Below are 22,424 nucleotides of genomic sequence, written 5' to 3'. Positions count from 1 at the left end.
CGTCATGGAAGGTACTTCATGAGAAGATTGCGCGCCCTGGAGCCGCTGGCCTGGACCGGGCCCGCCGTCGTGCTCATCGCGGTCGTGGTGCTCTGGCCCGTCGTCGAGATGATCCGGTCGTCGTTCCTCAAGATCAGCCGGTTCGGGGTGGTGCAGGGCTCCAACGGTTTCGCCAACTACGAGAAGCTGTTCGACGAGAAGGACTTCGCGGACATCATGCTCCGCAGCGTGATCTGGGTCGTCGCCGTCGTCGCCCTGACCGTCCTCGTCTCGCTCGCCCTCGCCCAGCTGTTCAACCAGCGCTTCCCCGGCCGCCGCGTCGCCCGCTGGGCGCTCATCGCGCCCTGGGCCGCGTCCGTGCTGATGACCGCGATCGTCTTCAAGTGGATGCTCGACCCCGAGGTCGGCGTCATCAACCAGATCCGGCTCAAGCTCGGCCTCATCGACGCGCTCGGCGGCGCCTCGGCCGACCAGCTCGGCGACGCCTCCACCGCCATGCCGTGGCTGGTCTTCGTCGCCGTCTTCGTCTCGGTGCCGTTCACCACGTACGCGCTGCTCGCTGGCCTGGCCACCATCCCCGCCGACGTCTACGAGGCGGCCAAGATGGACGGCGCGTCCAAGCTGCGCACGTACTGGTCCATCACGCTGCCCCTGCTGCGGCCCGCCCTGACCGTGGCCGCGCTCATCAACGTGATGAACGTCTTCAACAGCTTCCCCATCATCTGGGCGATGACCCACGGCCAGCCCGGCTACTCCACCGCCACCTCGACGATCCTCATGTTCATCCTCAAGGGCTCGAACATCGGAGAGTCGGCCGCCATGTCCGTCGTCAACTTCGGCATGGTGCTCGTCCTGACCGCGATCTTCCTCAAGGTCTCCCGCTGGAACAAGGAGGTGGCCTGATGGCCGTCACGACCGCGCCCCCGGCCACCGCCCCCCACCACGCCCGGCCCCGGCCCGCCGCCCGGCGCGCCATGCCCAGGCTCAAGACCACGATGATCGCGGCCGCCGCCTACGTGATCGCGTTCATCTTCGTGTTCCCGTACCTGGTGATGCTGATCACCTCGCTGCGGCCCCAGGAGTCGCTGCGCGAGGCCACCCTCCTGCCCACCACGTGGGAATGGTCGAACCTGGCAAACTTCTGGAGCAGCGGCCTGGCCGGCAACCTCATGGTCACCCTCAAGGTGGCCGCCGGGTCCACGATCCTCGTGCTGCTCGTGGCCCTGCCCGCCGCGTACTACTCCGCGCGCCACAACTTCCGGGGGCGCACCGCGTTCCTCATCCTCGTGCTCATCACGCAGATGTTCCAGCCGACCGCCATGCTCGTCGGCATCTACCGCGAGTTCTTCCAGTTCGGGCTGGTCGACTCGATCTGGTCGCTCATCCTGGTCAACGGCGGGTTCAACCTGGCGTTCGCGGTGTGGATCCTCAACGCGTACTTCTCCTCGATCCCGCGTGAGCTGGAGGAGGCCGCGTTCATCGACGGCAACGGCCGCTTCGGCGCGCTGTTCCGCATCACGCTGCCGCTCGCCATGCCCGGCGTCATCACGGCGCTGATCTTCACCTTCATCGCCGCGTGGAACGAGTTCGTGGTGGCGCTCACCCTCACCACCACGCCCGAGAACCAGCCGCTCACCGTGGCCCTCAACTCGTTCATCGGCCAGTATCAGGTGGACTGGCAGAACCTGTTCGCCGGCTCCGTCATCGCGACCATCCCGGTGATCATCCTGTTCGCGCTGATCGAGCGGAAGGTCGTCGGCGGCCTCACCGCCGGCTCCATCAAGTGAGGCCTACCTCGGATGGGGCTACTGGGGGACGCGAGCCACGCAGAAGACCGTCTGGCCGAACGGCGGCGTGACGAACCGCTCGATCAGCCGCGTCGCCGGCACCACCGTGCGGTCGTAGATCTTCACCAGCCGCGGGTCGGGGTACCCCACCCCGCCCCGCCGCACCGCCGCCCACCAGGCGATGCCGCCCAGGAAGTTGATCGGCTTGAGCACGTCGATGTCGAGCCCCGCCTTGGCGACCGTCGAGCGCAGCGTCTTGGGCGTGTAGCGCTGCACGTGGCCCACCTTGCGGTCGAAGTCCCCGTACAGCTGCATGTAGCCCGGCACCCAGATGATGATCCGCCCGCCCGGCAGCGTCACCCGCGCCAGCGAGCGCAGCGCCTCGGCGTCCTCCTCGATGTGCTCGAGGACGTTCATCATCACGACCGTGTCGACCTTGTCCTCCAGCGGGATGTCGGTCGGCAGCCCGAACTGGAGCACGTCGATGTCGTCGCGGCCCGCGAACCGCTTGCGCAACTGCTCGACGCAGTAGGGGTCGAAGTCGCTCACCACGAGCCGGTCGAGCCGCGGCAGGAACTGCTCGGCGAAGTGGCCCAGGCCGGAGCCGATCTCCAGCATCGACCGCCCGACGTGCGGGGCCACCATGTCCAGCTCGTACTGCCGGTAGTTCTTGGCCTCGTCGCCGCCGAGGTGGTTCTCCAACGCCTCGTCACCGGCCGCCGGCTGCACTACACGGTCATACCCTGAAGACATAGTCCCGTTCCTTAAAGGGCTCGCGGATTGGCCCGAGTCTAGTGCCCGGCCGGGCTCGAAGGTCACATGATGCGCCGAACACCCTTCCCAGCACGTCCAGGATGCGGTGAAATCTGACACGCCCATGGATGACGACGAGGCGATCGCCCGCTCCCTCGACGGCGACCTGACCGCCTACGAGGCGCTGGTCGCCCGCTACAGCGTGCTCGCCCACCGCACCGCCGCCATGCTCGGCGCCGCCGACGAGGCCGAGGACGTGGTGCAGGAGGCGTTCGTCAAGGCGTACCGGCACCTGTCGTCGTTCCGGCAGGGCTCGCCGTTCCGGCCGTGGCTGCTGCGGATCGTGGCCAACGAGACGCACAACCTCACCCGCTCGCGCGGGCGCAGGACCGGCCTCGCCGTGCGGCTCGGCGCCGTCACCGATCCCGTCGCCCCCGACGACCCGGAGGGCGCCGCCGTGGCCAAGGACCGCCGCGCCCGCCTGCTGGAGGCCGTGCGCGCACTGCCCGACGGGGAACGCGACGCCGTCGTCTGCCGGTACTTCTTACAGCTGAGCGAGGCCGAGACCGCCGAGGTGCTCGGCCGCCCCGTGGGCACCGTCAAGTCCAGCACGCATCGCGGGCTGGCCCGGCTGAGGGAGGAGGTGGGTGGTGAGCTCGCGTGAACCCCACGACGACGATCGCGGCGGCCTCGGCGGCCTCGGTGACCTCGAAGCCGAGCTGTTCGCCCTCGGCGACTCCCTCGACGTCCCCGCGCCGCCGCCCGCCGACGTCGCGGCGGCCGTCCGCGCCCGCCTGACCACCGGCATCGCCCCCACGACCCCCGCCCCCACGACCCCCGCCCCTACGACCCCCGCCACCCCGGCCGGCCGCCCCCTGAAGCGCAGGCGCGGGCGCAGGTGGGCGGTCGTCGCCGCCGTCGTGCTCGCCGTGGCCGCCCTCACGGCCGCCACCCCGCAGGGCAGGGCCGCCGTGGCCCAGATCCTCCGGTACGCCGGGATCGAGCTGCGCCTCGGCGGCGCCCCGGTGCCCGTGGAGCCCACGCCCACCTCGCTCCCGGGTGAGCGCGCCGTCACCCTCGACCAGGCCCGCGCCACGGCCCGCTTCCCCGTCAGGACCCCCGGCGCCCTCGGCGCCCCGGACGCCGTCACCGTCTCCGACGGCGGGCGCGTGGTCTCCATGCTGTGGCCCGGCGGCCTGCGCCTCGACCAGTTCGACGGCACCATCAGCCCGTACCTGTGGAAGCAGCTCGGCCCGCCCTTCCCCGAGGAGGTCCACGCCGCGGGCCTCGACGCCCTGTGGATCGGCGGCGCCCACCCCCTCGGCTACATCAAGCGCGAGGACGGCACCTCCGTGCCGCTCCGGCAGGCCGCCCCCACCCTCATCTGGGAGACCGGGGGAGTCGGTCACCGCCTGGAGGGCGCCGGGGACAAGGACCGCGCCGCCCGCATCGCCGCCTCCCTCCGCTGACCGGGCCCCGGTCTGCTCAGGAGCGGCGCTCACTCGGGGCCGCGTTCACTCTGGGGTGCTGCTCACTCGGGGGGCGCTCACTCGGGAGCGGCCAGCCAGTCGTCGATCTCCTTCAGCAGCTCCTTGCGCGTCTCCTCCGGCGCCGCCGACGCCCGCACCGACTGCCGCGCCAGCTCCGCGACCTCCGCGTCGGCGAAGCCGTACACCTCCCGCGCCAGCTCGTACTGCCGCGCCAGCCGCGACCCGAACAGCAGCGGGTCGTCGGCCCCCAGCGCGATCGGCACCCCCGCCTCGAACAACCGCCGCACCGGCACGTCGCCCGCCCGCTCGGCCACCCCCAGCCCCACGTTCGAGCTGGGACACACCTCGCAGCAGATCTCCTGCCGCGCCAGCAGCTCCATCAGCCGCTCGTCCTCCGCCGCCCGCACCCCGTGCCCCAGCCGGTCGGCGCCCAGGTCCTCCACGCACTGCGCCACGCTGCGCGGCCCCAGCAGCTCACCCCCGTGCGGCACCGCCAGCAGCCCCGCCCGCCGCGCGATCCGGAACGCCCGCTCGAAGTCACGGGCATGCCCCCGGCGCTCGTCGTTCGACAGCCCGAAGCCCACCACGCCCCGCCCCGCGTACTGCGCCGCGAGCCGCGCCAGCGTGTTGGCGTCCAGCGGATGGCGCGTGCGGTTGGCCGCCACGACCACCGCGATCCCCACACCCGCGTGCTCCGCGGCCCGGCCCACCGCGTCCAGCACCAGCTCCATCGTCGCCGTCAGCCCGCCGAAGCGGTGCGCGTAACCCGACGGGTCCACCTGGATCTCCAGCCAGCGCGAGCCCTCGGCCGCCTCGTCCTCGGCCGTCTCCCGCATCAGCCGGTAGACGTGTTCCGGTCGCGACAGCACCGACCGCGCGATGTCGTACAACCGCTGGAACCGGAACCAGCCCCGCTCGTCGGTGGCCCGCAGCCGCGGCGGCCAGTCCTGCTCCAGGGCGTCCGGCAGGTGCAGGCCCTGCTCCCGGGCCAGCGCTATCAGCGTCGAATGCCGCATGGAGCCGGTGAAGTGCAGGTGGAGGTGGGCCTTGGGGAGAGCGTCGAGCGGACGTGCCATTTCCCTATGGTGCCACTCAACCCGACGCGGCATTCACGCGTTGAGGAGGGCGAAAGGGGACCCTCGCTCATGACGGATGAAGACGAAGCGGCGTTCGACGAGTTCATCGCCGCCCGGAGCACCTCGCTCATGCGCACCGCGATCCTGGTCTGTGGCGCCACCAGCCACGACGCAGAAGACCTCGTCCAGCACGCGCTGGAGAAGGTCTATCGGCACTGGCCGAGGATCCGGCGCGACAATCCGGAGGCGTACGCGCGCAAGGTCGTCGTCAACGCGGCGATCAGCAAGGCGCGGCGCCGCCGCCTGATTCAGGAGATCACGTTCGCGCGGCCGCCCGAGACGGCCGCGCCCTCACCCGACCTCGACCTGCGCGACGCCCTCTTCGAGGAACTGCGCAGGCTCCCGCCCAGGATGCGGGCCGTGCTCGTCCTCCGCTACTGGGAGGACCAGTCCGAGGCCGCGACCGCCGCCCTGCTCGGCTGCTCGCCCGGCACCGTCAAGTCCCAGGCCGCGCGCGGCCTGGCCAAGATCCGCGAACGCATGAACGTCACAGAAGGAGTGTTGCGATGAAGGTCGAGGACCTCCTCGCGGAGGCCATGGAGCGCCAGGTCGGCCACGTGCAGGCACCGCCCACGCTGGGCCGGGCCGTACGCCGCCGGCACCGCGCCCACGTCATCAGGTTCCGCGCGGCCGGGGCGGCCCTCGTGACCGCCGCCGTCGCCGTGGCCGTCCCGCTGGCCCTCAACACCGGAGGACCCGCATCGGCTCCCGCGGCGAGCTCGCCCACCTCCGGCCAGGACAGCGCCGTGGTGGACTCCGTCACCATGCCCGACGTCACGGGCATGAAGATCGCCGACGCGGTCGCCGCCGTACGCGCGGCCGGTCTGGGCGTGGACGGCCCGGAGCCGGTCAGCCCCGAGTCGGCCGACGAGATCGTCGTCACGCAGAAGCCCGCCGCCGGCGTGGAGGTCGCGAGGGGAGAGCTCGTCGTCCTCAAATCCATGACCCGCGCCAAGGGTCCGCAGGACCTCGGCGACCTCGGCGACGGCCGCACCTTCGGCGGCATCCACGTCGGCTACCTGCCCGAGGGCCTCGACTGGAGCCGATGGTCGGGCAAGAACGGCTTCGGCAAGACCAGCTACACCACCTCCTACGCGCCCGGCGGCGACGAGACCGACGGCTACGGCGTCCAGATCGTCGTGTTCGAGGGAGAGGCGACCCAGTTCGTCCGGAAGCGGATGGGCGCCATGCCGTCCGTCAAGATCGGCGACCGTGAGGGCTACCTCGCCGACGTCTCCGAGGGAGGGGAGGTCGCGAAGGAGCCCGGGGACGACACCACGGCCACGATCGGCTTCTTCCTCCGCGACAAGCTGGCGGTCGAGGTGTACATCAGCCCGGTGTACGCCAAGAAGGTCGACGCCGCGGCCGAGCTCAAGAAGATCGCCGAGGGGATCGAACCGGCGAAGTGACCTGTGCCGCCGGTCCGCCGGCTGTGCTGGTCGTCCCGTGAGGGCGGCCGTACGGGGGGCCAGTCGCGCGAACGGCACCACGGGCGGCGGCGGAGCGGGGATCCTACGGTCATGACCCCTGAGGCGATGACCCCCTGTCCCCCGCAGGACGCGCCGCCCCCGCGGGACGCGGGACCCTTCCAGGAGGCGGGAACCTCGGGGGCGGCGGGCGCTCCGCGGGACACGCCGTCCCCGCGAGAGATGGGTGCTCTTCGTGCGGCGGGGCCCCTCGGGGAACGCGCGGAGATCTTTTCGGGCGTCCGCCAGGGCGGGCAGTGGTGGCGGGCGGTGCTCGCGCTCGGCGCGTTCGGGGTGGCGGCGGCGGCCGTCTACGGGATCTTCTCCTCGGGGTTCGGCCGGCCGCCCCACGCCGCCGCCCTCCACCCGCCGCCCGCCATGTCGCCGGTCCCCGTGGGTTCGTCGGCGCCCGCTTCACCGCCGCCCGCTTCACCGCCGCCTGCTTCACCCACGGCCGGTTCGCCTGCGCCCGCTTCATCCACGGCCGGGACTTCCGCCCCTGCCCCTGCCCCTGCCGGGCCCGCGCTGGCGCCGCCGCCTCCCGACCCCGCCTCCACCCTCGCCGTCGTCTCCGGCGACCTCTGGTTCACTTACCTCCCGGCCGGGCTCACCCGAACCGGCGGGGGAGTGGCCGACACGGGCCCCGGCTCACGGGCCGCGTGGGCCGTCTGGGCCGTACGGGCGGGGAACGGGCCGGGCGACGCCGGGGACGGACCGGGCGACAGGGGCGGGTACGGGCCGCGGGACAGGTTCGTCGAGGCCCGCGCCGACCACGGCGCGATCGCCGCGAGCTGGGCCGCCTACCGCCGCACCGCCCCTCCCGGGTCCAGGGAGACCGCCGTCCGCGGCAGACCCGCCATGGTCGGCCGCGACCCGCGCGGCGGCCGGACCATCGTCTGGCTCGAACGTCCCGGCACCGGCGTCCGCGTCCGGGTGGGCGAGCCTCTCGCCGGGGAGTTGCTTCCTGTTGCCGCCTCCGTGCGGAGTCCTGTAGGAGACTGGGGAGGTTTTCCCTGAGTCTCCACACATAGTCATGGGGGGTCGATGCGCCGCCGCCTGGCTTCGGTGACCATCGTGCTGGCGGTGGCCGGTTGCGGCTCCGACGTGCCCGTGACGCACACCGCGCGCACCACGCCCGGCCCGGCCACCGTCCACGAGACGCCGTACCCGGATCTCACCTGCGGTGACGGCAAGCTGGCGATCACGCACGTGCCGTCCGGGCTCACCCCCGGCCCCACGTTCGACCGGATCAAGTCCCTGACCCGCAAGCTCCACGTGCGCGGCCGGAGCTGGCGCGGCACCGGCGGCGAGCAGTTGCTCGTCGGGGTCGTGTGCGGGGTCCGCTCGGTCGAGACGTTCGCCACCCTCGTCAGCAGGGCCGGGCTCGGCGCGTACGAGGGCATGCCGGCGCTGCGCTGGCGCACCCGCGGCGACATGCGCAACTTCATGTGGCTCGAACGGCCCGGCGTCGCGGTGTACGTCGCCGCGACGCCGGGACTCGCCCAGGAGGTCAAGGAGGTCGCCGACGGCGTCGCCCAGGACGGCTGACCCGCCCCGGACGACCTCGGACGGCCGACGAACCGGACCGCCCGAGTGTCAGTGCGCCTCGGACAGCAGCTTGGCGATCCGGCTGACGCCCTCGACCAGGTCGTCGTCGCCGAGCGCGTACGACAGCCGGAAGTACCCGGGCGTGCCGAACGCCTCGCCCGGCACCACCGCGACCTCGACCTCCTCCAGGATCAGCTCGGCCAGCTCCGCCGACGACGCGGGCCGCCGCCCGCGCAGCTCCTTGCCCAGCAGCTCCTTGACCGACGGGTACGCGTAGAACGCCCCCTTCGGCTCCGGGCACACCATGCCCGGGATCTCGTTGAGCATCCGCACGATGGTCCGCCGGCGCCGGTCGAACGCCTCACGCATCCGCTCCACCGCCGACAGGTCGCCCCGCACCGCCGCCAGCGCGGCCATCTGCGAGACGTTCGCCACGTTGGAGGTGGCGTGCGACTGGAGGTTCGTGGCCGCCCGCACCACGTCGGGAGGACCGATGAGCCAGCCCACCCGCCAGCCCGTCATCGCGTACGTCTTGGCCACGCCGTTGAGCACGACCACCCGGTCGGCCAGCTCCGGCACGGCCGTGGCGATGCTGGTGAACTCCGCGCCGCCGTACACGAGATGCTCGTAGATCTCGTCCGTCACCACCCACAGGCCGTGCTCGGCCGCCCAGCGGCCGATCTCCACGGTCTGCTCGCGCGTGTGGACCGCCCCCGTGGGGTTGGACGGCGAGACGAACAGCAGCGCCTTCGTGCGCTCCGTGCGTGCCGCCTCCAGTTGCTCGACGCCCACCAGGTAGCCGGTCGTCTCGTCGGTCACGACGTCGACCTGGACGCCGCCCGCCAGCTTGATCGCCTCCGGGTACGTCGTCCAGTACGGCGCGACGACCAGGACCTCGTCGCCCGGGTCGAGCAGCGTCGCGAACGCCTCGTAGACGGCCTGCTTGCCGCCGTTGGTGACCAGGACCTGCGTGGGCTCCACCCGGTAGCCGGAGTCGCGCAGCGTCTTGTCGGCGATGGCCAGCTTCAGCTCGGGCAGGCCCCCGGCGGGCGTGTACTTGTGGAAGCGCGGGTCGCGCGCCGCCTCGACCGCCGCCTCGACGATGTAGTCGGGTGTGGGGAAGTCGGGCTCGCCGGCGCCGAAGCCGATGACCGGGCGGCCGTCCGCCTTCATCGCCTTCGCCCGGGCGTCCACGGCGAGGGTGGCTGACTCGGAGATCGCGGAGATTCGCGTGGAGATGCGAGGTCGCATGGACATGACCCCCATGCTCGCATCTCCTCGCCGTGTCGGCCCGTTGCAGGGGGTCTGACCTGCGAGATCGGAATGGGTTCGACGGAACGGGGATCCACCGATACACTTTCGCCTGGTCGTGCCGCCGCATGTCGATGTGCGGTTCGGTCCAGGCAGTGAGCTGATCAGGGTAGTGTGGTTGGCGACATAGGGCACTGGCGCAATTGGTAGCGCACCGGTCTCCAAAACCGGCGGTTGGGGGTTCGAGTCCCTCGTGCCCTGCGAGTGCGGTCCGCGCAATAATGGGCGTGTAATGCGCGCCGCAAAACTGCGTTGGATACGACAGATCAGGTGAGGACTGTGGCGATCGACACGCGCGGCGAGACCGCAGGCAAGCCCAGTGGTGAGAAGAAGTCTCGCACTACGCCTGCCCTTTTCTACCGGCAGGTCGTCAATGAGCTGCGCAAGGTCATCTGGCCGACACGCAAGGACCTGGTCACCTACACCACGGTCGTCCTGGTATTCGTTCTGATCATGGTGGCCATCGTGTACGGGCTGGACGCCGCCCTCGGCTGGGCCGTCCTCCGGATCTTCGGCGGAGCTTGATCCGGTCCGAGGTCGCCGGTGCCGCCTGACGGAGTCGCCATTCGATTCTCGACGAAATTCGACGGAAGAGGAAAGTCACCGTGTCCGAGTCTTCAGTGCCGGCGGAGGAGCCCCGTAGCGAGTGGGGCGACGAGCCGGAAGAGGCCGTCGAGGCCGCTGAGGAGTCCAACGGCGCCGAGTTCGCGGAGAGCGACGAGTTCGCGGAGAGCGACGAGTTCGCGGACAGCGACGAGGCCGCCGACGACGAGGCTCCCGCAGCCGAGGACGGTGACGCTGAGCCCGACGTCGATCCCGTCGAGGAGTTCAAGCGCGGTCTGCGCGGCCTTCCCGGCGAGTGGTATGTGATCCACTCCTACGCCGGCTACGAGAACCGCGTCAAGTCCAACATCGAGAGCCGCAACGTGTCTCTCAACATGGAGGACTACATCTACCAGGTCGAGGTGCCGACGCACACCGTCCAGGAGTTCAAGAGCGGCAAGAAGGTCCCGGTCAAGGAGCGGGTGCTGCCCGGCTACGTGCTGGTGCGCATGGAGCTGACCGACGAGTCCTGGGCCGCGGTGCGCAACACGCCGGGCGTGACCGGTTTCGTCGGCCTGTCCAACAAGCCGAGCCCGCTGAGCCTCGACGAGGTCGCCAAGCTGCTCGCCCCGGAGCCCTCCGAGGAGAGCAAGAAGGCCACCGCGAAGACCAGCAGCGGCCCGGCGGTCGAGTTCGAGATCGGCGAGTCCGTCACGGTCATGGACGGCCCGTTCGCCACGCTGCCCGCCTCGGTGAGCGAGATCAGCCCCGAGTCGCAGAAGCTCAAGGTGCTCGTCTCGATCTTCGGCCGTGAGACCCCGGTTGAGCTGTCGTTCAACCAGGTCTCGAAGATCTAAAACGATCACATACACTTAGACGTTCGGCTGGCCGCCTGTCGCGAAGGGCGGCCTTCCGACATGTCCGGCCGCACCCGCGGCCGGACAGCATCACGATCAGGACCCGGAGAAGGACTCATGCCTCCGAAGAAGAAGATCGCGGCGCTCGTCAAGGTTCAGCTTCCCGCTGGCCAGGCCACGCCCGCCCCGCCGGTCGGTACCGCCCTCGGTCCGCACGGCGTCAACATCATGGACTTCGTCAAGCAGTACAACGCTGCGACGGAGGCCCAGCGGGGCAACATCATCCCCGTTGAGATCACCATTTTCGAGGACCGCAGCTTCACCTTCGTCACGAAGACGCCCCCGGCGCCCGAGCTGATCAAGAAGGCTCTGGGGCTCGACAAGGGCAGCGCGGTCCCGCACAAGGACAAGGTCGGCAAGCTCAGCCGCGAGCAGCTTCGCAGCATCGCCGAGACCAAGATGCCCGACCTCAACGCCAACGACATCGAGGCGGCCGAGAAGATCATCGCCGGCACCGCCCGGTCGATGGGCATCACCGTCGCCGACTGAGACCTTTCCCTATCCCGTGGGAGGGCCGAGCGCTGGCCCGCGGACCACAAGGAGACATCATGCAGCGCAGCAAGGCGCACAAGAACGCCGCGGCGAAGATCGACCGCGACAAGCTCTACTCCCCGGCCGAGGCGGCCAAGATCGCCAAGGAGACGTCGACCACCAAGTTCGACGCGACCGTCGAGGTGGCCCTCCGGCTCGGCGTCGACCCCCGCAAGGCCGACCAGATCGTGCGCGGCACGGTCAACCTTCCGCACGGCACCGGTAAGACCGCCCGGGTCCTGGTCTTCGCGACCGGTGACCGTGCCGAGGCCGCCCGCGAGGCCGGCGCCGACATCGTCGGCGCCGACGAGCTGATCGACGAGATCGCCAAGGGCAACCGGCTCAACGAGTTCGACGCCGTGGTCGCCACCCCGGACCTCATGGGCAAGGTCGGCCGCCTGGGCCGCGTCCTCGGCCCGCGTGGTCTCATGCCCAACCCCAAGACCGGCACCGTGACGCCCGACGTCGCCAAGGCCGTGACGGAGATCAAGGGCGGCAAGATCGAGTTCCGCACCGACCGGCAGGCCAACCTGCACTTCATCATCGGCAAGACGTCGTTCGACGAGCGCAAGCTCATCGAGAACTACGCCGCCGCGCTGGACGAGGTGCTCCGGCTCAAGCCGTCGGCCGCCAAGGGCCGCTACGTCAAGAAGGTCACCTTCTCGACCACCATGGGCCCCGGCGTCCCGGTCGACCCCAACGCGACGCGCGGCCTCACGGCCGAGCTCGACGCGTAACGACCTCCGCGCCTCCAGGCGCACCCCGAACGGCCCCCGCCTCCACCGGCGGGGGCCGTTCGTGCTTTGGGTGCGTCTGGGCGTATATGGGTGTTCGCGTATGGGCGTATGGGGGCGGGGGTCTTCACGCGCCTGAGACGCACATGCGCGCGCCTCAGGCGCTCGTGCCCGCCCCGCCTGTCCCACAGCGTGCTGACCGACCCGCCTCCGAGCCCCCCGCGTCCCGCACCCGCCCCTGCGTCCCTCGTCCCGTCGCTGCGGCGCGCCACCGAGGGGCCCATGCCGCATCGGAGGGTTCGTGGCACCCGCCGGAGTCGTCCCGCCGGCCTCCGAAGGGGCACGTACCCGCCAAGACCGCTGACCAGGACAGAGGACAGGTCCACGAGATGGTCCGGGACGACCCTGGGTTTTCCCTTAGATCTCCGGGGAAGACGGCATTTCCGGCTACTGACACGTAGGGTCAAAACATGCTGAAGCGCAGGATTTCTCTCGCCACTGCCGCGGCCGGTGCCGCGTTAGTGGCGGTCACGCTCACCGGTTGCGGCTCGAACGCGCAGCCGATCCAGGTGAACCTGGCCGCCTCCGAAGTGCTGGCGCAGGCCGCGCAGAAGACCTCGGAGGTCACCAGCTACACCGTGGACGCCGTCGTCGACGTCACGAGCCCGCGGGACGACGGGGGCAAGGTGCAGGGGCGGATGCTTTATCAGAGCAAGCCGCAGCTGGCCGTCGACCTCACGCTGGACACCGTCGACGTGGGCCAGCGCTCGCTGCCCGGCGGGGTGCGTGCCGTGCTCCAGGGCGACACGGTGTACGTCAAGGTCGAGGCGCTGAAGGAGCTCGTCGGCGCCACCAAGCCGTGGATCAAGGTGTCGCTCAGCGAGATGGGCGGCTCCGACCAGGTCAAGCAGACGCTCGACCAGATCCAGCAGTTCGACCTGGCCAACGTCACCAAGATGGTCACCACGTCCAAGGACGTGAAGTCCGTCGGCACGGAGACCGTGGACGGCACGGACACCACTCACTACAGCGGCACGTTCCCGACGGACGTGGCCGTCAAGCAGCTCCCCGCCGACGAGCAGGAGCAGGCTCGCAGGGGCCTGGCGGAGCTGAAGGACGTCAAGTTCGACGTCTGGGTGGGCTCCGACGGCCTGCCGCGCAAGCTCGCGCTGAACGGCAAGGAGCAGGACAGCACGCTCGACGCCACGCTGTTCTTCAAGGGCTTCAACGAGCCGGTGAACATCCAGGCGCCGCCCGCCGACCAGGTCGGCGAGCTGCCCAAGGGCACCACCAACTAAGACAAGTCCACCACCGACCGAGCGATCGGTCTCGAGAGCGATTTGGAAACTCGGCGGCCAGGCCTTACTCTGGTCGTTGCCGAAGACCGCCGGCTGTTGTCGGGTGCCTCACTACCTGACAACCGAAGGATCCGCGTAAGCGGACGGCCCGCGCAGGTGTGATGCGAGTTTCCCGCATGGTTGATCCATGTGTGTGAGCCCCGTGTGCGCCCTGCGCCCGGGGCTGTTCTCGTTTCTGGGCCTTCACCGGTGGCACATCTGGAAGGAGGCCCATGGCGAGGGCGGATAAGGCGACAGCGGTTGCCGAGCTCAAGAGCGAGTTCGAAGGCAGCGCCGCCGCCGTTCTGACCGAGTACCGCGGTCTCACCGTCGCCCAGCTCAAGCAGCTGCGCGTTGCTCTTGGTGAGAATGCGAAGTTCGCCGTGGCGAAGAACACCCTGACCAAGATCGCGGCCAACGAGGCCGGCGTGACGGGTCTGGACGACCTGCTGATCGGCCCGACCGCCGTCGCCTTCGTCAAGGGCGACGTCGTCGAGGCGGCCAAGGGTCTGCGTGACTTCGCCAAGGCCAATCCCCTTCTGGTGATCAAGGGTGGCGTTCTCGAGGGCAAGGCCCTCGACGCCGCTGGGATCACCAAGCTCGCCGACCTCGAGTCCCGCGAGGTCCTCCTCGCGAAGCTTGCCGGCGCGATCAAGGCGAAGCAGAGCGCTGCTGCCGCGATGTTCGCCGCGCTGCCCACCAACATGGCTCAGCTGGCCGAAGCCCTTCGCGCGAAGCGCGAAGAGGCGGGCGAGTAACTCGGGGATTGCCGCACACCCCGCGGTCCCGTTCCTAAATTTCGCAAGTCCCATACGGAGGAAACCATCATGGCGAAGCTCAGCAACGACGAGCTGCTCGACGCGTTCAAGGAGATGACCCTCCTTGAGCTGTCCGAGTTCGTGAAGCAGTTCGAGGACGTCTTCGACGTCAAGGCCGCCGCCCCCGTCGCGGTTGCCGCCGCTGCCCCGGCCGGTGGCGGCGCCGCCGCCGCCGAGGTCGAGGAGCAGGACGAGTTCGACGTCATCCTCGAGGCCGCCGGCGACAAGAAGATCCAGGTCATCAAGGAGATCCGCGCCCTCACGTCCCTCGGCCTGAAGGAGGCCAAGGACCTGGTGGACGGCGCTCCCAAGCCGGTCTTCGACGGCAAGGTCAACAAGGAGCAGGCGGAGAAGGCCAAGGCTGCCCTCGAGGGCGCCGGCGCGACCGTCACCGTCAAGTAACACCCCTCTCCGGGCGCCCCTCGCGGGCGCCTCGCGGAGGTCGTTCGTCCAGAAGGGGCGGCCACACCCTGGTGCCGGGTGTGCCGCCCCTTCTGCGTGCCCGGGGCCCGTACGGCTTATGTGCGCCTGGGGCCCGTACAGTGCCGGCGTGCCTGCGCCCGTACGGCTCTCTCGGGTGCTCACGAGATTCTCATGCGCCTTTCATGGCCGGCGGAGGAGCCGTTCCTAGCCTGGCGTACGTGACCACCACTACGCATGTCCGGACCCGATGGGCGCTGGGCGGCCTGCTCGCCGCCACCGCCGTGCTCTACCTCTGGGGGCTCGGCTCGTCCGGCTGGGCCAACGCGTTCTACTCGGCCGCCGTGCAGGCCGGCACCCAGAGCTGGAAGGCGTTCTTCTTCGGCTCGTCCGACGCCGCCAACGCGATCACCGTGGACAAGACGCCGGCGTCCCTGTGGCCGATGGAGCTCAGCGCGCGGATCTTCGGGCTGAACACGTGGAGCATCCTCGTCCCGCAGGCGCTCATGGGGGTGGCGACCGTCGCCGTGGTGTACGCGACGGTGCGGCGGCGCTTCCCGGCCTGGGCGGGGCTGCTGGCCGGCGCCGGCATGGCGCTGACGCCCGTGGCGGTGCTGATGTTCCGCTTCAACAACCCGGACGCGCTCCTGGTGCTGCTGATGACGCTCGCCGCGTACTGCGTGGTGCGGGCGCAGGAGCGGGCCGCCACCCGGTGGCTGGTGCTGGCCGGGGTGTGCCTGGGGTTCGCGTTCCTGGCCAAGATGCTCCAGGCGTTCCTGGTACTGCCGGGGTTCGCGCTGGTGTACCTGCTGACCGCCCCGGCGGGCGTGTGGCGGCGGGTGGGGCAGCTCGCGCTGGCCGGGGTGGCCATGGTGGTGTCGGCGGGGTGGTGGCTGCTGGCCGTGGCGCTGGTGCCCGAGTCCGACCGGCCGTACATCGGCGGCTCGCAGACCAACAGCGTGCTGGAGCTGGCGCTCGGCTACAACGGCATAGGGCGGCTCAACGGCGCCGACTACGGCGGCCTCGGCAACCTGAACCAGGAGGCGGGACCGCTGCGGCTGTTCGACACGGAGGCGGGCGGCCAGATCTCGTGGCTGCTGCCCGCCGCGCTGATCCTGCTGGGGGCGGGGCTGTGGCTGACGCGGCGCGCGCCGCGTACGGATCCGGCCCGCGCGCAGCTCGGCGTGTGGGGCGGCTGGCTGGTGGTCACAGGGGTGATCTTCAGCATGATGCAGGGGATCTTCCACGCGTACTACACGGTCGCGCTCGCGCCGGCGATCGCCGCTCTGGTGGGGACGGGTGCCGCGCTGGCGTGGGAGCGGCGGGAGCCGATCCTGCCGGCGGCGGTCACGGGGGTGACGGCGCTGTGGTCGTACGTGCTGCTGACGCGTGACGAGGACTGGAACCCGTGGCTGGGGCCCGTGGTGCTGGTGGCCGGGCTGGCGCTGGCAGCGGCCCTCCTGACGCTCGGCCGCCTCAGCGCGCGGCACGAGGCCGTACGGGGGGCCGAGGAACGCGAGCACGCGGTGGTCCGGGAGAGCGCGGCCGGAGAGGACGCGGTCGGGGAGCGTGCGGTCGGGGAGCGCGCGGAACGGGAGCCGGCCGTACGAGGACTGTCGGCGCGGGAGCCCGGGCGGTGGCGGGCGCCGAAGTGGTGGGGCGCGGTCGTCGTGGGGGCGGTGGTGGTCTGCCTCGCCGGGCCGGCCGCCTACGCGGTGGACACCGCGGCCTCGCCGCACACCGGCGCCATCCCGACGGCCGGACCCTCCACCGGAGGCCCTGGAGGACACGGAGGCCCTGGCGGGTTCCGGGGCGGCGGCCGGGCGATGGGCATGGGGCCCATGGGCGCCCAGCCGGGGCAGGGCCGGCCCGGGGGAGTGCAGCAGGGCACGGGGCAGCCGGGCGGACCGTTCTCGGACGGCCGCGCCGCGGGGCGTGGCGGCATGGGCGGCGGGCGGCCCGGCGGCATGGGCGGGCTGCTCGGCGCGGGCACCCCGTCCGCGGAGCTGACCGCCCTGCTGAAGCGGGACGCCGCCTCCTACACGTGGGCCGCGGCCACGGTCGGCTCTAACAACGCCGCCGGGTACCAGCTCGCGACCGGCCTGCCGGTGATGGCGGTGGGCGGGTTCAACGGCACGGACCCGGCGCCGACGCTCGCCCGCTTCAAGCAGTACGTGGCCGAGAAGAAGATCCACTACTTCGTCGGGACGGGCATGGGGATGGGCGGCCGCGCGGGCGGCATGGGCGGCATGGGCGGCTCGGACAGCGGCGGCAGTGACGATGCGGCCCAGATCGCGGCCTGGGTCCAGGAGACGTTCACGGCCACCACGGTGGGCGGCGTGACGGTCTTCGACCTGACCACCGGCTGACCGGCCGCCCACCCGGTCCGCCGTGGCATCCATGTGGGGAGTCCGGGGGACCGGGTGCATCTGATGCCGCACGGAGGCTGATCGCGCGGCCCGGCGTCCGGCTTACCGGCTGTCGCGTCGTGGCGGCGGGGGCACCCGGCTCACCGGCCGCCCGGGCGCGGGGGGCGTCCGGTTCGCCCGCGACGTCCGAACGGCGGCCCCGGCAGGGGTGCGGCCGACGTCGGGCTTGCCGGCCCCGGGTTCTCGGCGGCGGAGTCACCTGGTTCGGCCGTCACGTCCACGCGGGTCCATGCGGCGGCCTGGGCGGCATGGTTCTCACCTGACGCCCGCGCGGCGGCGGCTCTGGTCACGCGGTCCCGGTCACGCGGTCCCGGTCACGCGGTCCCGGTCACGCGGTCCTGGCTACGCGGCGGCGGCTCGGATGCGGCCGATGGCGGCGGCGTCCATGTAGTCGCGCGTGTGTGTGATCTGCCCGTCCCTGACCCGCAGGACCAGCAGGCCGGGCACGGTGATCGGGTTGCCGGCCACCGTCACGTCGGTCTGCTGCTCCACCACCACGACCTCGGGGTCGGCCGTGGCATGGAGCGCCACCAGGCGGACCCGCTCGACCTCGGCCGGGGTCTCGGACCACGACACGCGGTAGGCGGCGCGGACCTCCTCCCGGCCCTTGAGCGGCGGCAGCCCGCCGAACGGGAACTCGTGCAGGCCGTCCTCGGCGTACAGGCCGGCCAGCTCGTCGGCCGACTTGTGCAGCATGGCGCGGTGGAACGCCGCGACGATCTCCTCAATGGACACAGATGTACCCCTCTTCGCTCAACAGGCGTTGACTCAACGAGCGTAGAGCGAACCGGGATGTCCGGTCAACGCGTGTAGAGTCGGCGCCGTGACCGAGCCAGCGCTCCCGCGTGCAGAGCGCCGCCGCAGGACCGAGCAGCGAATCCTCGACGCGGCGCGCGAGCTGTTCGCCGAGCGCGGCTTCGAGCGCACCACCATCCGCGCCGTCGCGGCGGTCGCCGAGGTCGATCCGGCGCTGGTCATGCAGTACTTCGGCAACAAGCGACGCCTCTTCGCCGAGGCCGTGCGCGTGACGGGCCCCGCCGACTCCGCAGGGAGCCCGGAGGAGGCCGTCGAGCAGTTGCTCGGCACCCTGGGCCTGAAGATGCGGCTGCCGCCCGCCTCTCTGGCGATGCTCCGCTCGATGCTCACCCACCCCGAGGCGGCCGCGACGGCCCGCGAGGCGCTGAGCCGGCAGGTCGAACAGGTCAGCGCGTCACTGCCCGGGGAGGACGCCCCGCTGCGCGCGGCGCTGATGACGACGATCCTGCTCGGAGTGACCGTGGGCCACCAGCTCCTGGAGCTGGACGAACTGCGCGAAGCGTCGCATGACGACCTCGTCGCCGCCCTCCGCCCCGCCCTGCGCGCCCTCGCCGAGACCGACACCTGAGACCGGCCCCACCAGGGCCCATCCGCGCAAGCCGCCCCACCGAGGCCGCCCCGCGAGCCCCGCGAAAACAGACCCGCTGGGACCGATCGTGGCCCGACCTCCCGAGGCTTGCCAGCCGGCCCGCGTCCCGAGCCCGTCGCTGACCGATCCATACCGTCTCATGCCCGTCCGGCCGTTTCCCGTCCAGTCGCGGTGACCTCCGCGTTATGATCCGGCGACCGGCGAAAGGGGTGCGCGGACGTGACGAATCTCTCTCTTCGGTTCGGTCGCCCACTGATCCTCGCGATGTCCGCGCTGCTCGTCCTGCTGGCCGTTGCCGGCATGTGGATCGGCGCGCAGGAGCGGGACGCCCAAGTCAGGGCCGACGACCGGAAGGCGGCGCTCGACGCCGCGGGCACGCACGCGGTGAGCCTGCTGTCGCTGCACTACAAGACCGTCGACTCGGACGCGCGGCGCATCCTCGACACCTCCACCGGGGCGGCCCGCGAGGAGTACGAGGCGAACCTGGGGCGGCTCAAGAGCACCACGGTCGCCAACAAGGTCGTGCAGGACGGCGTGCTGCGCGCCACCGGCCTCGTGTCGATGACGGGCTCGGCGGCGAGGGTGCTGGTGGTGGCCGACGTGGACATCCGCTGGGAGGGCTCCAAGACCCCGCCGCAGGACCGGTTCTACCGGTGGTCGATGGACCTCACCAAGGTGGGCGGGGTCTGGCTGGTGTCCAAGGCCGTGCAGATGTGAGCAGGCCTCGGAGGAGAGGAGAGCGGGTGTGAGGGTCGTCATGGCCGCGGTGCTGGCCGTCGCCGTGCTCGTGCTGGGCGCGGTCGTCGGCGTGATGTGGGCCGACCTGCGGGCCCTGCGCGACGCCGACGCGGACGGCGTGGAGGCGATGGCGGCGGCCCGTACGGCGGCGCCCGACCTGATGTCGTACGACTACCGCACGGTCGAGCGCGACCTGGCGCGGGCCCGGGCGCGCACGACGGGCGCACTGTCCGGCTACTACGGCGAGTTGGCCAGGTCGCTGGCCGGCAGGGCGAAGGCGCAGAAGACCGTGCAGACGGCGTCCGTCACGGCGGCGGGGGTCGAACGCGCGGAACCCGGGCGGGTCGAGGTGCTCTTGTTCGTGAACACCGGTACGGTCAGGGAGGTTCCGGGGGAGGCGGCGCCGCAGCGCCAGATCAGCCAGAATCGGGTCAGGCTGACCATGGTCCGCGGTGACGGCGGGTGGCTGGCGGCGGACCTGTCCACGCTGATCGGGACGGTCTGACGGGCTGGGCGCGGCGGGTTCTTCAATTGTCACTAAAAAAGAGGTTTGGCGCAGGCAAAGGACGGGGTAACTCCGTCATGACCACACCGGTCGCCGGCATGGGTTCGGTCCTCGGTGTGACGGAGCGTTAACCGTCCCCGTTCGCGGGTATCGTCTTGGGCCTGACGGTAGGCGCCCGATCACGCAGGGGAGAAAACCCAGCGTCCGGGCCCCTGGTCGGCGGAAAGTCCGGCTTGTGGGCTTGACGTTTCCGCGCGAACGGGCGATGCTGCGACCAACGTGAAGCATGCAGCGAAGGCGAAGTGGACAGGCGTGTGCCGTTCGGCTACACTGCCCCTTTGCGCTGCCCTTTGACGACCCGCTCCGCTTGCTCACGTTGCGAGGTTGTCTGGCGTGCGTGTAGTCAGTCCGCCGCGAGCCCTCGGAAGGACATCTGTTGGCAGCCTCGCGCAACGCCTCCGCCGTACCCGCCGGTCCCCGTCGCGTCTCTTTCGCGCGCATCCAGGAGCCCCTCGAAGTTCCTGATCTTCTCGCTCTGCAGACCGAGTCCTTCGATTGGTTGCTCGGCAACGAGAAGTGGAAGGCCCGGGTAGAGGCGGCTCGCCAGGCCGGTCGCAAGGACGTCCCGACCCAGTCGGGCCTCGAAGAGATCTTCGAAGAGATCAGTCCGATCGAGGACTTCTCGGGGACCATGTCCTTGTCGTTCCGCGACCACCGATTCGAGCCGCCCAAGTACTCAGTTGATGAGTGCAAAGACAAGGACATGACCTTCTCCGCCCCGATGTTCGTCACGGCGGAGTTCATCAATAACACCACCGGTGAGATCAAGAGCCAGACGGTGTTCATGGGCGACTTCCCGCTCATGACCCCGAAGGGCACCTTCATCATCAACGGCACCGAGCGTGTCGTGGTCTCCCAGCTCGTCCGCTCGCCCGGTGTGTACTTCGAACGCAACGTCGACAAGACCTCCGACAAGGACCTGTACGGCTGCAAGGTGATCCCCTCGCGGGGCGCCTGGCTCGAGTTCGAGATCGACAAGCGCGACAGCGTCGGTGTGCGCATCGACCGCAAGCGCAAGCAGGCCGTCACCGTGCTTCTCAAGGCACTGGGATGGACCAGCGAGCAGATCCTCGAGCGTTTCGGCCAGTACGAGTCCATGCGGGCCACCCTGGAGAAGGACCACACGGCCGGCCAGGACGACGCGCTGCTCGACATCTACCGCAAGCTCCGCCCGGGCGAGCCGCCGACCAAGGAGTCGGCGCAGACCCTGCTGGAGAACCTCTACTTCAACCCCAAGCGGTACGACCTCGCCAAGGTGGGTCGCTACAAGATCAACAAGAAGCTCGGGGTCGCCAGCGAGATCACTCAGGGCACGCTCACCGAAGAGGACATCGTCGCCACGATCGAGTACATCGTCCGGCTGCACGCCGGCGAGGAGTCGATGCCGGCGGCCGAGGGTGCGCCGATCGACACGGTCATCGTGGAGATCGACGACATCGACCACTTCGGCAACCGCCGTCTGCGCAGCGTCGGCGAGCTGATCCAGAACCAGGTCCGCCTGGGCCTGGCCCGCATGGAGCGGGTCGTGCGTGAGCGCATGACCACGCAGGACGTCGAGGCGATCACGCCGCAGACCCTGATCAACATCCGCCCGGTCGTGGCGTCGATCAAGGAGTTCTTCGGCACCTCGCAGCTGTCGCAGTTCATGGACCAGACCAACCCGCTGGCCGGCCTGACGCACAAGCGGCGTCTGTCCGCGCTGGGCCCCGGTGGTCTGTCCCGTGAGCGGGCCGGCTTCGAGGTCCGTGACGTGCACCCGTCCCACTACGGCCGGATGTGCCCGATCGAGACCCCTGAAGGCCCCAACATCGGCCTCATCGGCTCGCTGGCCTCCTACGGCCGGATCAACGCCTTCGGCTTCGTCGAGACGCCTTACCGCAAGGTCGTCGACGGCAAGGTGACCGACCAGGTCGACTACCTGACCGCCGACGAGGAGGACCGTTACGTCAAGGCGCAGGCCAACACGACGCTCAACGCCGACGGCTCGTTCGCCGAGGCCCGCGTCCTGGTCCGCACCAAGGGTGGTGAGACCGAGCTGGCGCGTGCCGAGGAGGTCGACTACATCGACGTGTCGCCGCGCCAGATGGTGTCGGTGGCCACCGCGATGATCCCGTTCCTGGAGCACGACGACGCCAACCGCGCGCTCATGGGCTCCAACATGCAGCGTCAGTCGGTGCCCCTGCTCAAGAGCGAGGCGCCGCTGGTCGGCACCGGCATGGAGTACCGTGCCGCGACCGACGCCGGCGACGTGATCAGCGCCGAGAAGGCCGGTGTGGTCGAGGAGGTCTCGGCCGACTACGTCACGGTCATGAACGACGACGGCACCCGGACGACGTATCGGGTGGCGAAGTTCAAGCGCTCCAACCAGGGCACGAGCTTCAACCAGAAGCCCATCGTGGCCGAGGGCGACCGGGTCGAGGTCAACCAGGTCATCGCCGACGGTCCGTGCACCGACAAGGGCGAGATGGCGCTGGGCAAGAACCTGCTGGTGGCGTT

24 protein-coding genes and 1 tRNA gene are annotated in these 22,424 nt (G+C 70.6%); 21 read left to right on the top strand and 4 right to left on the bottom strand.

The annotated features are described in order from the left end of the window. Positions 1-18: 18 nt before the first annotated feature. Together AB0H81_RS12800 and AB0H81_RS12795 are read left to right on the top strand one after the other, a co-directional pair. Positions 19-903 (top strand): sugar ABC transporter permease, encoded by an 885-nt coding sequence (locus AB0H81_RS12800; protein WP_358373195.1) that lies wholly within the window; start codon positions 19-21, stop codon positions 901-903. Continuing rightward, a complete protein-coding gene (locus tag AB0H81_RS12795) occupies positions 903-1,787 on the top strand; it encodes a carbohydrate ABC transporter permease (protein ID WP_358373192.1) in 885 nt (294 codons plus the stop codon). Before AB0H81_RS12800 ends, AB0H81_RS12795 begins: the two co-directional genes overlap by 1 nt. An 18-nt stretch (positions 1,788-1,805) precedes the next feature. Here AB0H81_RS12795 and AB0H81_RS12790 read toward each other — a convergent pair whose 3' ends face one another. Further along, a complete protein-coding gene (locus AB0H81_RS12790; protein ID WP_358373190.1) occupies positions 1,806-2,540 on the bottom strand; it encodes a methyltransferase domain-containing protein in 735 nt (244 codons plus the stop codon). A gap of 124 nt (positions 2,541-2,664) precedes the next feature. Here AB0H81_RS12790 and AB0H81_RS12785 point away from each other — a divergent pair, with 124 nt between their 5' ends. Together AB0H81_RS12785 and AB0H81_RS12780 are read left to right on the top strand one after the other, a co-directional pair. Then, the gene (locus AB0H81_RS12785) at positions 2,665-3,204 is read left to right on the top strand and encodes an RNA polymerase sigma factor (RefSeq protein WP_358373187.1); all 540 of its coding nucleotides are present in this window, start codon (positions 2,665-2,667) and stop codon (positions 3,202-3,204) included. Next, on the top strand, positions 3,191-4,009 hold the full coding sequence (locus AB0H81_RS12780; RefSeq protein WP_358373185.1) for a hypothetical protein: 819 nt from the start codon (positions 3,191-3,193) through the stop codon (positions 4,007-4,009). The genes AB0H81_RS12785 and AB0H81_RS12780 overlap by 14 nt, the downstream gene beginning before the upstream one ends. Positions 4,010-4,086: 77 nt before the next feature. Here the strand turns inward: AB0H81_RS12780 and AB0H81_RS12775 are convergent, their stop codons facing one another. Beyond that, entirely contained in the window at positions 4,087-5,106 is a 1,020-nt protein-coding gene (locus tag AB0H81_RS12775; protein WP_358373183.1) for an adenosine deaminase, read from the bottom strand. A 69-nt stretch (positions 5,107-5,175) separates the two neighbouring features. Here AB0H81_RS12775 and AB0H81_RS12770 point away from each other — a divergent pair, with 69 nt between their 5' ends. The 4 genes from AB0H81_RS12770 to AB0H81_RS12755 all read left to right on the top strand — a co-directional run bounded on the left by AB0H81_RS12770 (position 5,176) and on the right by AB0H81_RS12755 (position 8,180). Further along, entirely contained in the window at positions 5,176-5,676 is a 501-nt protein-coding gene (locus AB0H81_RS12770) for a SigE family RNA polymerase sigma factor (protein ID WP_358373181.1), read from the top strand. Then, positions 5,673-6,575: a PASTA domain-containing protein gene (locus AB0H81_RS12765; RefSeq protein WP_358373179.1), complete on the top strand. Its 903-nt coding sequence runs from the start codon at positions 5,673-5,675 to the stop codon at positions 6,573-6,575. Before AB0H81_RS12770 ends, AB0H81_RS12765 begins: the two co-directional genes overlap by 4 nt. A gap of 240 nt (positions 6,576-6,815) precedes the next feature. After that, a complete protein-coding gene (locus tag AB0H81_RS12760) occupies positions 6,816-7,649 on the top strand; it encodes a hypothetical protein (RefSeq protein WP_358373176.1) in 834 nt (277 codons plus the stop codon). 27 nt (positions 7,650-7,676) lie between these two features. Further along, entirely contained in the window at positions 7,677-8,180 is a 504-nt protein-coding gene (locus AB0H81_RS12755; RefSeq protein WP_358373173.1) for a hypothetical protein, read from the top strand. Positions 8,181-8,228: 48 nt separating this feature from the next. Here the strand turns inward: AB0H81_RS12755 and AB0H81_RS12750 are convergent, their stop codons facing one another. Next, complete coding sequence (locus tag AB0H81_RS12750) at positions 8,229-9,437, bottom strand: pyridoxal phosphate-dependent aminotransferase (protein WP_358373171.1); 1,209 nt, start codon at positions 9,435-9,437, stop codon at positions 8,229-8,231. A gap of 182 nt (positions 9,438-9,619) precedes the next feature. Between AB0H81_RS12750 and AB0H81_RS12745 the strand changes: the two genes are divergently transcribed. The 9 genes from AB0H81_RS12745 (at position 9,620) to AB0H81_RS12705 (ending at position 17,160) form a co-directional block, all read left to right on the top strand. Continuing rightward, positions 9,620-9,692, top strand: a tRNA-Trp gene (locus AB0H81_RS12745). A gap of 78 nt (positions 9,693-9,770) precedes the next feature. Continuing rightward, on the top strand, positions 9,771-10,016 hold the full coding sequence (gene secE / locus AB0H81_RS12740; RefSeq protein ID WP_358373168.1) for a preprotein translocase subunit SecE: 246 nt from the start codon (positions 9,771-9,773) through the stop codon (positions 10,014-10,016). 80 nt (positions 10,017-10,096) lie between these two features. Beyond that, a complete protein-coding gene (gene nusG, locus AB0H81_RS12735; protein WP_358373166.1) occupies positions 10,097-10,891 on the top strand; it encodes a transcription termination/antitermination protein NusG in 795 nt (264 codons plus the stop codon). Positions 10,892-11,008: 117 nt separating this feature from the next. After that, complete coding sequence (rplK, locus tag AB0H81_RS12730) at positions 11,009-11,440, top strand: 50S ribosomal protein L11 (protein ID WP_175595475.1); 432 nt, start codon at positions 11,009-11,011, stop codon at positions 11,438-11,440. A gap of 59 nt (positions 11,441-11,499) precedes the next feature. Next, positions 11,500-12,219: a 50S ribosomal protein L1 gene (gene rplA / locus AB0H81_RS12725; RefSeq protein ID WP_358373163.1), complete on the top strand. Its 720-nt coding sequence runs from the start codon at positions 11,500-11,502 to the stop codon at positions 12,217-12,219. A gap of 467 nt (positions 12,220-12,686) precedes the next feature. Then, the gene (locus AB0H81_RS12720) at positions 12,687-13,514 is read left to right on the top strand and encodes an LppX_LprAFG lipoprotein (protein ID WP_358373160.1); all 828 of its coding nucleotides are present in this window, start codon (positions 12,687-12,689) and stop codon (positions 13,512-13,514) included. Between the two features lie 272 nt (positions 13,515-13,786). Further along, positions 13,787-14,311 carry a 50S ribosomal protein L10 gene (rplJ, locus tag AB0H81_RS12715; protein ID WP_358373157.1) on the top strand — a complete coding sequence of 175 codons (525 nt, stop codon included), beginning with the start codon at positions 13,787-13,789 and terminating at the stop codon, positions 14,309-14,311. A 69-nt stretch (positions 14,312-14,380) separates the two neighbouring features. Continuing rightward, positions 14,381-14,773, top strand: coding sequence for a 50S ribosomal protein L7/L12 (gene rplL / locus AB0H81_RS12710; RefSeq protein ID WP_175605165.1), 393 nt, complete (start codon positions 14,381-14,383; stop codon positions 14,771-14,773). A gap of 239 nt (positions 14,774-15,012) precedes the next feature. Then, positions 15,013-17,160: a glycosyltransferase family 39 protein gene (locus AB0H81_RS12705; protein WP_358373154.1), complete on the top strand. Its 2,148-nt coding sequence runs from the start codon at positions 15,013-15,015 to the stop codon at positions 17,158-17,160. 402 nt (positions 17,161-17,562) lie between these two features. Here the strand turns inward: AB0H81_RS12705 and AB0H81_RS12700 are convergent, their stop codons facing one another. Then, positions 17,563-17,955 (bottom strand): nuclear transport factor 2 family protein, encoded by a 393-nt coding sequence (locus AB0H81_RS12700; RefSeq protein ID WP_358373151.1) that lies wholly within the window; start codon positions 17,953-17,955, stop codon positions 17,563-17,565. Between the two features lie 88 nt (positions 17,956-18,043). Between AB0H81_RS12700 and AB0H81_RS12695 the strand changes: the two genes are divergently transcribed. From AB0H81_RS12695 to AB0H81_RS12680, 4 genes are all read left to right on the top strand, one after another. Then, on the top strand, positions 18,044-18,604 hold the full coding sequence (locus tag AB0H81_RS12695) for a TetR family transcriptional regulator (RefSeq protein ID WP_358373149.1): 561 nt from the start codon (positions 18,044-18,046) through the stop codon (positions 18,602-18,604). Between the two features lie 240 nt (positions 18,605-18,844). Continuing rightward, positions 18,845-19,342, top strand: a complete 498-nt coding sequence (locus tag AB0H81_RS12690; RefSeq protein ID WP_358373147.1) for a hypothetical protein — start codon at positions 18,845-18,847, stop codon at positions 19,340-19,342. A gap of 28 nt (positions 19,343-19,370) precedes the next feature. Next, positions 19,371-19,868, top strand: coding sequence for a hypothetical protein (locus AB0H81_RS12685; protein ID WP_358373144.1), 498 nt, complete (start codon positions 19,371-19,373; stop codon positions 19,866-19,868). 436 nt (positions 19,869-20,304) lie between these two features. Beyond that, positions 20,305-22,424 (top strand): DNA-directed RNA polymerase subunit beta (locus AB0H81_RS12680; protein WP_358373141.1); only part of this gene is annotated, 2,120 nt, incomplete at its 3' end.

The sequence above is a fragment of the Nonomuraea sp. NPDC050691 genome (assembly GCF_040654455.1).
Classification (GTDB): Bacteria; Actinomycetota; Actinomycetes; order Streptosporangiales; family Streptosporangiaceae; genus Nonomuraea.
The sequence above is the reverse complement of the archived record's forward strand: the minus strand, read 5'-3'. Positions and strand labels throughout refer to the sequence as shown.